Source organism: Clostridium sp. TF06-15AC (assembly GCF_003481165.1).
In the GTDB taxonomy this organism is placed as follows: Bacteria; Bacillota; Clostridia; order Lachnospirales; family Lachnospiraceae; genus Otoolea; species Otoolea fessa.
In genome coordinates, this window is record NZ_QUKS01000001.1 from 908,633 (window position 1) to 923,142 (window position 14,510).

The following is a 14,510-nucleotide window of genomic DNA, read 5'->3' on the forward strand; positions in this document are numbered from 1 at the left end:
CATGATGAGATTTCATTATTTTGCAGAAAGATACTCGTCGATGCCTCTTGCACCTGCTCGTCCGGCTTCCATCGCGAGAATAACCGTAGCCGCGCCAGTCACTGCGTCGCCTCCGGCGTAAACGCCCTCTTTCGTTGTCTTTCCATTGCTCTCATCCGCCACGATACATCTCCAGCGGTTGATCTCCAGACCTTTGGTCGTATTGGAAATCAGCGGGTTCGGGGAAGTACCCAGCGCCATGATAACGGTATCTGCATCGATCGTGAAATCAGAACCGACCACCTCAACCGGACGTCTTCTTCCAGATTCATCCGGCTCGCCAAGCTCCATATGGCGGCATACGATGCCTTTGACCCATCCGTTCTCATCCTCGAGAATCTCAACCGGGTTGGTCAGAAGGTCAAAATGGATGCCCTCCTCTTTTGCGTGATGTACTTCCTCCACACGTGCCGGAAGCTCTTTCTCACTTCTTCTATATACAATATGAACTTCTGCACCGAGACGCAGAGCCGTTCTTGCCGCATCCATCGCTACGTTTCCGCCGCCGACTACAACTACCTTCTTCGATTCCATGATCGGTGTGTCATAATCATCGCGGAATGCCTTCATCAGGTTATTTCTGGTCAGGTACTCATTTGCGGAAAATACGCCGTTGGCATTTTCACCCGGAATACCCATGAACTTCGGAAGTCCGGCACCAGAACCGATGAATACTGCCTGGAAACCTTCTTCATCCATCAGCTCGTCGATTGTGATAGATTTTCCGATAACTACGTTTGTCTCAATCTTAACGCCCAGCTTGCGGACATTCTCGATCTCCGGCTGTACAACGCCGCTCTTCGGAAGACGGAACTCCGGAATGCCGTAGGTCAATACTCCGCCCGGCTCATGAAGTGCCTCGAAAATGGTTACTTCATAGCCCAGTTTTGCCAGATCGCCTGCACAGGTCAGACCTGCAGGACCGGAGCCGATGACTGCTACTTTCTTTCCGTTTGTCTTCTCCGGCGCTGCCGGTACAAAACCATGCTCACGGGACCAGTCTGCCACGAAGCGCTCAAGTTTACCAATGGAAACCGCCTCGCCTTTGATACCGCGCACACACTGTCCCTCACACTGGGATTCCTGTGGGCAGACACGTCCACAGACTGCCGGAAGTGCCGAAGAAAGTGCGATGACTTTCGCTGCCTCCTCAATATTTCCCGCTTTTACTTCCTGGATAAACGCCGGAATATTGATGGAAACCGGGCATCCAGCGATACATTTTGCATTTTTACAGTTCAGACATCTCTCAGACTCCGCAACTGCTTCTTCCATATTATAGCCGAGACATACCTCTTTAAAATTAGTCGCACGTACCTTCGGATCCTGCTCTCTGACCGGCACCTTTTTCATCATATCTCTCTTTGCTTCCATTATTTGTCACCTCCGCACTGTCCGCATCCGCCGTGATGAGTATCGCCCTCTTTCAAGCGCAGCATCGCTCTGCCTTCCTGAGTCTTATAAATTCTCTGACGTTCCATCGCCTCGTCAAAATTAACAAGATGTCCATCAAACTCCGGTCCGTCTACGCAGGCAAATTTGACCTGGTCGCCTACGGTGACACGACAGGCACCACACATACCGGTTCCATCTACCATGATCGGGTTCAGGCTGACAATCGTCGGAATCTCCAGTTTTTTCGTCAGCAGGCAGACAAATTTCATCATGATCATCGGTCCGATTGCAACACAGACATCGTACTTGCGTCCCTGTTTTTCAACTAAATCCTCGATGACACCTGTAACCATACCTTTAATGCCAAAGCTGCCATCATCAGTTGTGATGTAAAGGTTTCCGGCTGCCTTCTCCATCTCCTCGGTCAGGATCAGCAGATCTTTGGTCTTAGAACCTACGATAACATCTACATCAATGCCGTGCTCATGCATCCATTTTACCTGCGGATAAACCGGAGCCGCACCGACGCCGCCGGCTACGAAGAGGTATTTCTTCTTTTTCAGCTCTTCTACATCCTCATGGATAAACTCGGACGGATTTCCAAGCGGTCCTACGAAATCATGGAATGCATCCCCAGCCCTGAGGGTGCTCATCTTCTCGGTAGAAGCTCCCACGGTCTGGAATACGATCGTGATCGTTCCTGCCTGACGGTCAAAATCACAGATGGTCAGCGGGATTCTCTCGCCCTCTTCGCCCATCTTGACGATGACAAATTCGCCCGGCTCACATGCACGCGCTACACGCGGTGCTTCTACAACCATCAGATAAATCTTATCTGCCAGTTTTTCAGCTTTTAAAATCGGGTACATTCTATTCCTCCTTACTGTTATATGAACATTTTATTGTTTGACTTTTCAGAATTCTCAATTATTTTACCACTTTGTCCTATTTTTGACAACCTTAGAGCGATTCCTTTTCCAGCTTCCGATATTCCCTGAATTCATAGCACAAATTGAAAAATGTCTGCTCGCCGCTTCGTCTTACCAGTTCCCAGCCTTCTTTCTCCAGATCAACCATGTGTGTGTCTGCCACATAGGAAAAATCAATCCAGGTGATCTGCGCTGTGTCGCAGAACGGAAGGAACTGCCGGTAAACCGACTCGCCGCCGATGATGACGACATCTACATCTGTCAGATGTTTTTCCTGTTTCAGCTCGTCAATCCGCACCAGCGCCTCCTCGACACTGTGGCAGATCTCTGCCCCCTTTACGCTCAGAGCCTTCTTTTTTGTCAAAATCAGGTTGATTCTGCCATCCAGCGGTCGCTGAGCCGGGAAGGTCAGAAACGTTTTATAGCCCATCACGATGATTTTTCCCATCGTTTCCTGCCGGAATAATTTCTGATCCGCCGGGATCACCGTCAGCATCTGCCCTTTATTGCCGATACCCCAGTTCCGATCCACTGCCGCAATCAGCTGAAAATGTCTCGGAAACCGTTCCGGAAACTGTCTTTTGAGTGTCTTCATCATGCTCGCCGCATTGATATAGAATGCCTCGTCTGGCTGTTCTTTCTTATCTACATGAGAATGGAACACGCGCTCCATCTCCCGAAGCGCCGTCTCTTCTTCCGGGAACCGGTTCATAATATCAATCATGGCATCACGGCTGTCACGAAGCTTCTGCATCAGGACATCCCAGATCGTCGCCTTATCCGCTTCACTGACAAAGCCATAGTGGTTTAAAATAATCTCTTTTGCATCCAATTCCGATGAATACTCGATCGATTCTTCTGCCGCCTTATAGTCTACCAGAAACGACGGCATATAACTCCCATCATGCCCCATGACGCCTACCGTCTCACTGCACAGCATCAACTCATCATCAATCAGGTAAGACATGGAACATTTCGTGTGGCCGATCGTCGCAAACGCGTAGATCGTATGGTCGCCCAGTTCGATCGTCTCGCCGTCCTCCAGCGATACATCAATCTGTAAATCTGCATCGTCATATTCCGAATCCCATGGAAGCCCCGCCGCTTCTGCCGCCTCGCCGCTTAGACGCCGGATCGTCTTCAAAGCGCCCGGTTTCACTAAAATTTCTTTTGCGCGCTCGGAAGCATATGTTTTCACCCCTGGCCATGCTTTCCGCACCGCCGGAAGCCCCGCTACATGATCATAATGGGAATGGGATAAAAGAACCGCGTCTAACTCTGCATCGCCCAGTTCTCTTTTTATATTTTCCACCATCTGATCGGCAGCATACGCCATCCCCGCCTCGAACAGGAGATTGGCTTTTCCCTTTATCAAAAACACCGCACCGCTTCCGCAGCCAGATACATCGATCACCGTCATTGCTTTCTCATCCTTTTTGTTTGAATTTAAAATCGAACTGAGAAAATTTGAACAAAAACAAATCCTCAAATTCCTATTTCGTATTTGATTTTATTTTACTGGATCTTTATGAGAAATACAAGGACTGGTTCAAATCAGATGAATGTAAGGAATAATAGGGTAACTGTTCACAAATAGGAATTTTCTGAACTGAAAATTCCGTACGATACAGTTCTCGCAGCAGATTTTGCCGATTTGGAATGCGTAGCATCGGCAAAATCCCGTTGCTGGGCACACATGTGTGAGCAGTAACATAATGGGATTTTTAATAACAAAATGCCGCAATTTCATTCCAAACAAACGGAACAATATCTGAGCGGGTGTGGCTGGGATACTCGGACAGATTTTCTAAATTATAAAAAGGATCGGCACCGATATGAAATCGTGTGTTTCGTTACACAGATTCCGGAGCAGCACCGATCCTCAGGGTGGTTGGTTTTAATTTAGGGAATTTATGGGGACAGGCTGCGCCCTATAAATCAGTCCAGCAAGACAGTTCCTTATGTGCAAGCACAACGTTCCTGTCTTACTGCCCTGCTTTGCACTGCTTATGCCTCAACCATGTATGGATAAGTTACATCCAGGCACGGTACTCTAAGTTCTTTGATGGTTCTCGGGCTTAACCAGCGATACATGTTGATCTCGCTTCCGGCTTTGTCGTTGGTTCCTGATGCTCTTGCACCACCGAACGGCTGCTGACCAATAACTGCACCAGTTGGCTTGTCGTTGATGTAGAAGTTTCCGGCTGTTCCTTTGAGTGCATCTTCCATCTTAACGATAGCTTCGCGGTCATCTGCAAAGATTGCTCCGGACAGACCATAGGAAGTTGCGGTATCGCAGCTTGCCAGAGTCTCATCAAGTTTGTCATCCGGATATACATATACGGTCATAACCGGTCCAAAGATTTCCTCTACCATAGTCTTGAAGTCTGGCTTCTTAGCCTCAATCAGGGTCGGATATACAAAATATCCCTTGGAATCATCGTATCCGCCGCAGATAACTTCTGCATCCCCGGATGCTTTTGCATAGTCGATATACTCTTTGTTGGTCTTGAATGCGGATGCATCGATAACAGCGCCCATCAGGTTTGTGAAATCAGTTATATCGCCAATTTTAATCTTCTCAATCTCTGCCAGCATACCCTCTTTAACCTGCGGCCAGATGCTTGCCGGAACAAATGCACGGGAAGCTGCGGAGCACTTCTGTCCCTGATACTCGTAGGATGCTCTTGTCAGAGCTGCTACCAGACCCGGTACGTCTGCGGAATTGTGAGCAAAGATGAAGTCCTTTCCACCAGTCTCGCCAACCAGACGCGGATATGTTTTGTATTTCTTGATGTTCTCGCCTACTAAGGAGTAAACACCGCTGAACACTTCGGTAGAACCTGTGAAATGGAATCCTGCCAGGTTCGGATCGCTTAATACGTACTTGCTCATGTCAGAACCACGGCTCGGTACGAAGTTGATAACGCCTGCCGGAAGTCCTGCTGCCATCAGGGCCTGCATTACATAGTAATTGGAAAGAACTGCTGTGGTAGCCGGTTTCCAGAGAACTACGTTACCTGCAATCGCCGGAGCGGTCGGAAGGTTAGCACCGATGGATGTGAAGTTGAATGGAGAAATCGCGGTTACGAAACCTTCCAGTGGACGGTACTCGATGCGGTTCCAAACATTCGGCGTGTTGTTCGGCTGTCTGTCATAAATCTGCTGTAAGTAATATACATTGAAACGAAGGAAATCGATCAGCTCGCAGGTATCAATCTCAGCCTGATATACAGTTTTGCTCTGTCCTAACATGGTAGCTGCATTTACTTTATCTCTCATCGGACCAGCGATTAAATCAGCTGCTTTTAAGAAGATAGATACGCGGTGTTCCATCGGCATCTCGGTCCATGCTTTTCTAGCTGCCAGAGCTGCTGCAATTGCATCCTTTAACTCTTTCTCACCGCCGGAAGCTGCTTCTGCGATTACATGAGCATGGTCATGCGGCATAACTGCTTTGGTCTTTCTCTCTGTCCAAACTTCCTTACCACCGATGATCATCGGAACCTGAACAACCTGTGCGGACTGGCGCTCCAGCTCTTTCTTTAAGCTGGCTCTCTCTGGGCTTCCCGGAAGATATGCTTTTATCGGCTCATTTTTCGGCATCTCTACTTTGAAATATCCATTGCTCATTGCTCATCTCTCCTTTTTGACATTTTGTCTCATTCGTGATTATGATATGAAATTTTTTCTCACTTCATTTTCGTAAAATCTAATTTTTTCTTTTTGATTTTCATATCAGTGAATTTCTATGGCTAAATATTAGCATGTTTTTCATTTTATGTCAATACTATTTCATATTTAAAAATACATGTTTTCATTATGTTTTTCTGTGCATATCGCATAATCTCTTTGCTTTTTCCTGTATTCTGTTTTGGATTGTAATTTTTATCGATCTTACTGTTCACGCATACGTGCCCAGTAACGGAATTTGCCGTGGCTTCGCATTTAAATACGGTAAATTCCTGCTGCCACCACGTTTTCTTACGGCATTGCTTCCAAAAGTGCCCACCCGGGAACAGTAACTATCGATTCTTGTAATTCTGTATGTTTTTTTATGCTTTGTTTACGGAACATGGTTTTTGTGGTATACTGATCCCGCCTGAAACAACTCACAAAAGAGAGTTTATCCTGAAAATAATTCACTTATATGAAAAAGGAGTTTGATTATGCTTAAATTAGAACGTACCAGCGTCATGAATCTGGAAAATGCCATGCGCGGTGCCCGCAATCCGATGAACAGCTGGGGACGGATGGACAGCTTTTATGATGAGAATGGCGAATATAAACTGGGACCGAACGATCTCGACCTTGCGAAACGTCTCCGCAAAGCAGGCAGCGACCACCGCAAGTTTCTGCGCCAGGTATTTGTCTCAGTCGATGTGACCGCACCTCTCTACTGGTGGAAAGAATATGATACTTATAAAGTAGCGACCGTCGCCAATTCAACCAGCACGATGCACAAAATCGCCAGCAAACCGTTTTCGATGGACGATTTCAGCTGCGACCACATGACAGCCGGAACACGCGCATTTATGGAAACAGTTATCGCCAAGCTGGAGAAAATCCGCCTGCGTTATCTGGAGACAAAGAATAAGGATGACTGGTATGATATGATCCAGCTACTGCCGAGCAGTTATAATCAGATGCGGACTTGTTCGTTTAATTATGAGACACTGATTAATATTTATTATGCCAGAAAGGATCATAAGCTGGCGGAGTGGCATACATTCTGTGACTGGATCAAGACCTTGCCGTATGGGGAAGAATTGATTATTGGGGAAGGGAAATAAATAGATAGCTAAATAATTTGATTGTCGTGGATGGGACGGAGAAAAAGCCGCCCGGGCAAAAATGATCAGGTTTCGAGGACTGGGATTTTCTAGGCATCTTCGGTTTGATTAAAAACAGAAAGAAATCCTCACAAAGCAAGTTTGTTGCGGTTTCTTTCAACATCAAATCCGAATCTGCCAAGTAAATCCACAGTCTCGAAAATTCCATTTTTGCCCGGGCGGCTTTTTCTCCTGTTTATTGGATGATAACTTGGTAAAATTTAAGATCCTGGTGTCATCCAGCGCATGAATGCGGCTGGATGACGGCGTAGGATCTTTTTTAATGACAGTATTGTGTTTATGATTTTAGCTGACATCTACGGTCTTATCTTATTATCTAATAAAGTAATGCCGTCACTGCTAGTCCTTCTTCTAATTGCTGAATGAGCAATTAGAATAGACGTTTAGTTGTGACAGAGAACTGGCATTCCCTTGTATACTTTCTCGTAGAGAAGTTTTGCTTTATCAACCGGCAGATTGATGCAGCCGTGGCTACCGGAATACTGGTAGATGGTTCCGCCGAATTTACTTCTCCAGCTTGCGTCATGGAAACCGATGCCGCCGTTGAATGGCATCCAATAGTCTACGTGACTTTCATATTCATATGTGCCGTCTGCCCGTTTGGCGCCGCGCAGAACGCGGTCGGCCTGCTTGTATGTCAGGCTGTAAATACCTTCCGGGGTTGTGTAGTTTTTGGATACGTTTCCGGTTACGCACGGAGCATCCCAGGTCAGGGCGCCGTTTTCATACATATATACATGCTGGGCGCCGAAATCAACTTCTGCGTAGGTATTGCCCCAGTCTGCGCCTGAATGGCTGGCTGCCTGCTGGGAGAACTGGACTTCACGTTCCTGATTGATGCCTGTCTGCGCCATCAGAACCAGGTTGTCTGTCTCTGCGGTCTGGTCAATCTTCCATCCATAAGGGCCTGTCAAGGCAACCTCTTTTCCGGAAGTGGTATGGAAGGTACGGGTAGTTCCAGCTGTGTCGTATTTCGCTGCCAGCGCCTTGATGTAAGCAGCTGCCTTATCGCGGTCTACAGTAATGACACCATTCTCGCCGCCTGTATACCAGCTGACATATTCAGTACCGGACAGTGTCTCGGTTGCATCACCGATATGGAAGGTGATAGTCGCATTTTTAGCCTGGTTCATCTGGGCGCAGAGTGCTTTTAAGGATGCATCGCCGGAAGTCACCTGGATCGGTGTGTAACATCCCAAGGCTTCCAGATCAATCTCTGTCATGCCGGAGGCGATCGCTGCATTGATCGCCGTCTGTACCTTTGCCTTATCCACAGATTCTCCCTTTACTTCCGGAACAATCGTGAAATCTTTTCCTTCTTCCCAGGCGGATATATGGGCATCTACCGTCGGTGCTGCACTATCTGACATACAATTTAAGGAAGCAATGCGATTTGCAAGCATCGTCTGATCGCAGGAAAGCGGCATCGCGATCGTCAGCGCTCCTGCTCCAGCTGCCCCTGCTGCCTGCTGGTCAATCGCTGCCTGCAGCTCATTTGTAATCACTACTTTATAGCCGATCTCCGCTGCGGTGATCTCTTCTGTCTTGCCTCCGCGTTCTTTGATCGTTAATTTATAAGAGCCGTAATTCTGCTCCAGCTTTGCCTTTGCTTCCTCGTTGCTCATTCCGCCGACTGCGACGCCATTTACACTTGTTCCATTTGCAAAACTGCCATCTGCCAGTACTGGCTGTGCAAACATCAGCACCAGTGCAGCTGCTGCACCAGTCATTTTAAGTATACTCATACTTTTATTTTTCATTTTTTCACAAACCTCTCTGCCGCGCCATCTAGCTGCGGCCTGTATATATGGATTCTGAATCCTTATTATAGCAGAGTCGGAAAAAAAGTCCAGACCGATTCTAAAAAAGATCGTCAAAAGATCCAATTCGTAAGAATTTCTTAACGGTTCCTTTTTTTCTTTCCTTTTTCTTTCATTTTTTCCATATTCATGATTGCAGTTTTTCCATTTTGCAGTATGATGGTATTCGTTGCAAATGAAGGGAGACTTTTATTTATGAAACGCTATGAAATGGATCTCTGTACGGGGGCTTTATGGAAGAAAATTTTATTGTTTAGTGTTCCGCTCATGTTTACCAACCTGCTTCAGGTTGTCTTTAATATGTCGGATGTCGCAGCGGTCGGGAAATTTGCCGGTTCACTGGCGCTGGGTTCCGTCGGCTCAACCAGCATCCTGGTCACGATGTTTACAGGCATCCTCATCGGCATGGCAAGCGGCGTCAATGCGCTGACCGCCCTCTATATCGGTGCCAAAAATGACCGGAATGTACGGGAAACGGTACATACCGCCTGTATTTTATGCCTCAGCTCCGGGCTTCTGATTCTCCTGTTTGGTTTCACGTTCGCCAGACATATTCTCACGATGATGAATACGAAGCCGGAGCTGATCGACGGTGCTGTCCGATACCTGCGGATCTATGTTTTTGGTATGCCAGCGCTGGCACTCTTTAACTTCGGAAATGCGGTTCTGAGCGCCTCCGGCGATACAAAGCGCCCGCTCTATTATCTCTCTTTTGCCGGTGTTATCAATGTCATTTTGAATTTATTTTTCGTCATTATCTGCAAACTAGATGTCGCAGGTGTGGCATTGGCCAGCATTATCGCAGAATATATTTCGGCGGCTCTTGTCATCGCGCTCCTGCTTCGAAGCCGGGAAAATTATGCACTTCACCCGAGTGAACTTCAGATATCACCGGACAAGGTAGGCAGAATCCTTCGAATCAGCATTCCGTCCGCCATTCAGAATATCCTTTTTGCCATCGCAAACATCTTTGTACAGACCAGTGTCAACTCGTTCGACCATGTCATCGTCGAGGGCAACTCAGCCGCTGCCAACACAGATCCTCTGGTCTACAATATGATGGCTGCCATCTACACAGGCTGCACCAGCTTTATCGCACAGAATCGTGGTGCCGGAAAACGGGAGCGGTGCCGCAAAAGCTATGAACTCTGCCTGCTCTATGCCACCTGCGTAGGACTGATTCTGGGGATTTCGCTCTATCTCCTGCGCGTCCCATTCCTGTCACTCTTTACTAACGATGCAGAAGTTGTGACCGCCGGAACCACCCGTCTCGCCATCATGGCGCTCTCCTATGGGCTTAGCCCGCTGATGGACTGCACCCTGGCGGCATCCCGCGGACTGGGGCGGACCGTTATTCCGACCATCCTGGTTATATTGAGTTCGGTAGTATTCCGCCTTGCGTGGATTTTTACCATTTTTGCATACTTCCACACAATCCAGTCGCTGTACCTGCTGTACGCCTTTTCATGGGGAATTACCGGTATTCCGGAGCTTATTTACTTTATTTATATTTACCGGCATGGGGCAGCTGAGCCGGAAGTATAACTTTCAGGACGTCCTTAAAAATGTTTAAAATTTTCATGTTACCAAAAGCGCCAAAAGGACCGCCACATCTGGCATGCCCTCTTCTAAGTAAACAAGATTTTTATTGTTATCTTGGTCTGCGTGACATACTCCCTCCACTTAGCTAACGCTGGAAGTGGGGGCTTCTCGTTCGATTGCCCTATTGGGCAAAGCATAGGCGAGCTATCCCCGTGTGTCCCACGGTTCTGTTATTATGAGCGGAACTGTTTCGTATCTACGCAGTTCCGAACAAAATCTACGTTTTTTGGGGGAAATCAGGAGATTTTTCTTTCTGTATCAAGTTCAACTCCCGATATTCTCAAGCCTTTCCTTTTGCTTTCGGCTGATTATATTATAACACAGGAACACTTGTTTGTCTATGTTTTTCAGAACATTTGTTCTTCTATATTTGTTTTCATTTATGTGCACAGATATGTGCAGTTTTAATATGCCAGATATTGCATGATTTTCCCAAAAGGCAATTCATCTCACCACCTAGAGAGGATGGGAGAATTCTTGCAAAGTGTTGTTAAAAGGAAATATGCCAATCTGCGGCAGTCCTTCTTTCTATTTCCGGTCAATTTCCGGATTGACATGCACCATAATGTGTTTTACCTTCGGAAATGTCTTTTCAATGCTGTTATGCACCACCTCGGCAATCTTGTGCGCCTCCCGCAGCGGCATGGAACCATCTACCTCAATCTCAATGTCCGCATAAATTTTATTGCCAAAGATCCGCGTCTGAAGCAGGTCAATCCGCGCCACATCTGGATTCTGAAGAACGCAGGCGCGCAGCTGTTCTTCGGTCTTCTCATCACAGGAATGATCGACCATTTTATCCATCGCATCTTTAAAAATCTCATACGCCGCTTTCACGATAAAGACGAAAATAACCAGGCTCGCGATCGGATCCATGACCGGAAATCCCATTCTCGCGCCCACGATTCCGACCAGCGCACCGATCGAGGAAAACGCATCGGAACGGTGATGCCATGCATCTGCCATCAGTGCGCTGGAATCAATCTTTTTCGCATAATATCGGGTGTACCAGTACATCGCTTCTTTACTGACAATGGATATAACAGCCGCTGCCAGCGCCAGCATTCCCGGAACCTGCAGGTGACTGTATTCTCCCTTGAGCACGTCCGTAAGCGCCTCCACGCCAATCCCCAGACCTGTCATAAAAAGAACCATCGAGAGGACAATCGCAGCCACACACTCCATCCGCTCATGTCCATACGGGTGCTCCTTGTCCGGCTGTTTGGACGACAGCTTAATTCCAATCACCACGATCATCGTGCTGAACACATCGGACGCCGAATGGATACTGTCACTGATCATCGCATTCGAATGTGCGAACACGCCGGCTAACAGCTTCATAAACGCCAAAAGGATGTTCACTACTATCGTTACAAAAGACACTTGATTTGCCACCTTCTGAAAATCATTCTGTTTCATATTCGTTACCTCCAAAAAATATCTCATGGCACTAACGATAGGTGGGTGCTGCAAACCCATAAAAAAGTATAAAAAAACACCCACGAACCAGTATGAGTAACTACTGTCCCGTGGATGAAACTAACTTCCACTGTCGCTTCTGCGACCCGACCCCATGATATTCACGGTCTGCTCAGTTTGTACTGTAGTTTGATATGCAGTGCAAAGAGTTTATGATGAATAATAGCACAAATTTACTTTGTTGTCAATATCGGGAAACGCCCTTTTTTCCATATTTATTTTTTCAATTCCTTAATTCCAGCCTCAAGTCCTGCCGCCGTCAGCGGAAACATCGGAATCTCCTCGCGGATCAGACTGATCGTGTACGCACCGTAGGCATATGCCCAGTTATTTTCCCGCATCGGGTTCAGCCAGATCGCCGACGGAAAACGCCGGTGCATCTCCTGCAGCCAGTAAATACCTGTCCGCTCGTTGCTGTGGAAATAGTCGAGACTGCCGCCGCGGTACAGAAGTTCCGACGGCGCCATCGACGCATCCCCAACCAGAATTACCTTGTATTCCGGTTTCAGGTTGTGAAAGACCCACTCGGTCGAGATCTTATCCCTCCAGGAGCAGGACGGCGTCGTAAACAGCTGATCGTAGAAACAGTTGTGGAAATAATAAATCTTCAAATCCTTAAAATGGGACGACTGATTGACCGCCTGGAACAGCCGGTTGCACAGATCCGCATATGCCCACATCGACCCGCCGCTATCCATCAGAAGCAGAAGCTTCGTCTGGTTCTTTCTCGGGCGCTCCATGACGAGCTCCAGACGTCCACCTTCGTCACAGGTCTTCTCGATCGTTTTCTCCACATTGAGTTCCGTTTTCGGTCCATCCTCACGGCAAGATAAAAGACGCAGCTTTTTGAGCGCCACCTGAAACTGCCGGATCTGGATGACCGCATCGTCGCGGAAATCGCGATAATTCCGCTGTTCCGCCACCTGCAGCGCGCTCCGGTTTTTGCCCGGTCCGCCCACGCGGATGCCCTTCGGGCTGTAACCGGAATGTCCAAATGCCGACGTACCGCCGGTTCCAATCCACTTATTGCCGCCGTGGTGCTGCTCATGCTGCTCTTTCAGTCGTTCCGCCATCATTTTACGGATATCGTCCAGATCAAGTCCCGCAAACCGCGCATCGACCTCATCCTTATCATACGGCGTCTGCGCGTGCGCCTTGGCAAGCCAGTCTAAGACCTCCTTCGGAAGTTCCTCAAACGTCTGCACATTTTTAAAATATGCCAGAAATGCCTGGTCAAATTTGTCATATTCGGACTCTTTTTTGACCAGAACCGCCCTCGCCATATAGTAAAACTCCGTCAGGCTCGCGTCGTTCAGGTTCATTTCCAGCGCATCCATCAGGCTGTTCCACTCATTGAGGCTCGTCTTCATCCCGTAAGAACGGAGTAGATACAGAAAATCAGTAAACATATCGGTTATTCTCCACCAGCTTTAAATCCTCTGTCTTTTTTAAGAGTACCCCCGCAAACGGGATCTCCTTTTCCAGCTTCTCCACCGGCACGCCGCCGATCACAAGCGCCTGAATCCAGTCCAACACCTCGGAGGTACTCGGCTTCTTCTGCAGACCGCGCAGATCGCGCACCCGGTAGAAGGCGTCCAGCACGCCGTCGATCAGCTTCTGGTCGAGATCCGGGTAATGTGCCTTGATGATCTTCTCCATCATCGGCTGCTCCGGGAATGCAATATAATGGAAGATACAGCGGCGCAGGAACGCATCCGGCAGCTCCTTCTCCGCATTGGAGGTAATAATCACAATCGGACGGTGCTTCGCTTTGACAGTCTTTCCCGTCTCCGGAATGTAAAATTCCATCTTGTCAAGTTCCCAGAGCAGGTCGTTCGGGAATTCCAGATCCGCTTTATCGATCTCATCGATCAAAAGAACCGTCTGCTTTTCCTTCTCAAATGCCTCTCCCATCTTTCCGAGGCGGATATATCTGGCAATATCATCAACGCCGTCCGCACCAAACTGGCTGTCGTAAAGACGCTGTACCGTATCGTACACGTAAAGACCGTCTTGTGCGCGGGTCGTCGATTTAATATTCCAGATCAAAAGTTCCATATCGAGGGATCTGGCAATCGCCTCCGCGAGCATCGTCTTTCCAGTGCCCGGTTCTCCCTTGATTAAGAGCGGCTTTTTGAGCGCCGCCGCAATGTTAACGCTGCGGATCAGTTCATCCGAAGCGATGTATTCGTCACTGCCGTGAAATTGCTGCATGGTAAATTCTCCTTTTAGAAAGTTCTCCTTTTACATAACTGTAAACACTAACAAGGGCGGCATAACGATTCAGGATCCATGCTGACTGCGATCGGTTCGGATCCATCGTTCCTCCCGATCGTCATACATAATCCTGCCCGTTTGCCGCCCTATTGATTTGCGATACCAGTGCCAAAAGT

The 14,510-nt window shown here is 47.9% G+C and carries 10 protein-coding genes and 1 riboswitch; of the genes, 2 read left to right on the top strand and 8 right to left on the bottom strand.

The window, feature by feature from the left end; translation table 11 throughout:
- Positions 1-15: 15 nt before the first annotated feature.
- The 4 genes from gltA to pruA all read right to left on the bottom strand — a co-directional run bounded on the left by gltA (position 16) and on the right by pruA (position 5,996).
- Positions 16-1,413: an NADPH-dependent glutamate synthase gene (gltA, locus tag DXC57_RS04055; protein ID WP_118651258.1), complete on the bottom strand. Its 1,398-nt coding sequence runs from the start codon at positions 1,411-1,413 to the stop codon at positions 16-18.
- Entirely contained in the window at positions 1,413-2,303 is an 891-nt protein-coding gene (locus tag DXC57_RS04060; protein WP_118651260.1) for a sulfide/dihydroorotate dehydrogenase-like FAD/NAD-binding protein, read from the bottom strand. The genes gltA and DXC57_RS04060 overlap by 1 nt, the downstream gene beginning before the upstream one ends.
- A 91-nt stretch (positions 2,304-2,394) precedes the next feature.
- Positions 2,395-3,783: a dihydrofolate reductase gene (locus DXC57_RS15860; RefSeq protein ID WP_329997078.1), complete on the bottom strand. Its 1,389-nt coding sequence runs from the start codon at positions 3,781-3,783 to the stop codon at positions 2,395-2,397.
- Positions 3,784-4,370: 587 nt separating this feature from the next.
- A complete protein-coding gene (gene pruA / locus DXC57_RS04070; RefSeq protein WP_118651262.1) occupies positions 4,371-5,996 on the bottom strand; it encodes an L-glutamate gamma-semialdehyde dehydrogenase in 1,626 nt (541 codons plus the stop codon).
- 536 nt (positions 5,997-6,532) lie between these two features.
- Between pruA and DXC57_RS04075 the strand changes: the two genes are divergently transcribed.
- A complete protein-coding gene (locus DXC57_RS04075; RefSeq protein WP_118651264.1) occupies positions 6,533-7,156 on the top strand; it encodes a hypothetical protein in 624 nt (207 codons plus the stop codon).
- A gap of 443 nt (positions 7,157-7,599) precedes the next feature.
- Here DXC57_RS04075 and DXC57_RS04080 read toward each other — a convergent pair whose 3' ends face one another.
- A complete protein-coding gene (locus tag DXC57_RS04080; RefSeq protein WP_243022807.1) occupies positions 7,600-8,961 on the bottom strand; it encodes a L,D-transpeptidase family protein in 1,362 nt (453 codons plus the stop codon).
- Between the two features lie 270 nt (positions 8,962-9,231).
- Here DXC57_RS04080 and DXC57_RS04085 point away from each other — a divergent pair, with 270 nt between their 5' ends.
- Positions 9,232-10,581 (top strand): MATE family efflux transporter, encoded by a 1,350-nt coding sequence (locus DXC57_RS04085; protein ID WP_118651266.1) that lies wholly within the window; start codon positions 9,232-9,234, stop codon positions 10,579-10,581.
- A 585-nt stretch (positions 10,582-11,166) separates the two neighbouring features.
- On the opposite strand, the gene DXC57_RS04090 is transcribed toward DXC57_RS04085, so the two are convergent.
- The 3 genes from DXC57_RS04090 to DXC57_RS04100 form a co-directional block, all read right to left on the bottom strand.
- Positions 11,167-12,057: a cation diffusion facilitator family transporter gene (locus DXC57_RS04090; protein WP_022359193.1), complete on the bottom strand. Its 891-nt coding sequence runs from the start codon at positions 12,055-12,057 to the stop codon at positions 11,167-11,169.
- Between the two features lie 101 nt (positions 12,058-12,158).
- Positions 12,159-12,243, bottom strand: a riboswitch (NiCo riboswitch).
- An 89-nt stretch (positions 12,244-12,332) separates the two neighbouring features.
- Positions 12,333-13,526 (bottom strand): VWA domain-containing protein, encoded by a 1,194-nt coding sequence (locus tag DXC57_RS04095; protein ID WP_107000351.1) that lies wholly within the window; start codon positions 13,524-13,526, stop codon positions 12,333-12,335.
- The gene (locus DXC57_RS04100) at positions 13,516-14,331 is read right to left on the bottom strand and encodes a MoxR family ATPase (protein ID WP_022359195.1); all 816 of its coding nucleotides are present in this window, start codon (positions 14,329-14,331) and stop codon (positions 13,516-13,518) included. Before DXC57_RS04100 ends, DXC57_RS04095 begins: the two co-directional genes overlap by 11 nt.
- Positions 14,332-14,510: the final 179 nt, after the last annotated feature.

Excerpts from the sequence above, each read along its gene's own strand:
- gltA (WP_118651258.1), bottom strand. The coding sequence starts at position 1,413 with ATGGAAGCAAAGAGAGATATGATGAAAAAGGTGCCGGTCAGAGAGCAG.
- pruA (WP_118651262.1), bottom strand. The coding sequence starts at position 5,996 with ATGAGCAATGGATATTTCAAAGTAGAGATGCCGAAAAATGAGCCGATA.
- DXC57_RS15860 (WP_329997078.1), bottom strand. The coding sequence starts at position 3,783 with ATGACGGTGATCGATGTATCTGGCTGCGGAAGCGGTGCGGTGTTTTTG.
- DXC57_RS04090 (WP_022359193.1), bottom strand. The coding sequence starts at position 12,057 with ATGAAACAGAATGATTTTCAGAAGGTGGCAAATCAAGTGTCTTTTGTA.
- DXC57_RS04100 (WP_022359195.1), bottom strand. The coding sequence starts at position 14,331 with ATGCAGCAATTTCACGGCAGTGACGAATACATCGCTTCGGATGAACTG.
- DXC57_RS04080 (WP_243022807.1), bottom strand. The coding sequence starts at position 8,961 with ATGAGTATACTTAAAATGACTGGTGCAGCAGCTGCACTGGTGCTGATG.
- DXC57_RS04095 (WP_107000351.1), bottom strand. The coding sequence starts at position 13,526 with ATGTTTACTGATTTTCTGTATCTACTCCGTTCTTACGGGATGAAGACG.
- DXC57_RS04085 (WP_118651266.1), top strand. The coding sequence starts at position 9,232 with ATGAAACGCTATGAAATGGATCTCTGTACGGGGGCTTTATGGAAGAAA.
- DXC57_RS04075 (WP_118651264.1), top strand. The coding sequence starts at position 6,533 with ATGCTTAAATTAGAACGTACCAGCGTCATGAATCTGGAAAATGCCATG.
- DXC57_RS04060 (WP_118651260.1), bottom strand. The coding sequence starts at position 2,303 with ATGTACCCGATTTTAAAAGCTGAAAAACTGGCAGATAAGATTTATCTG.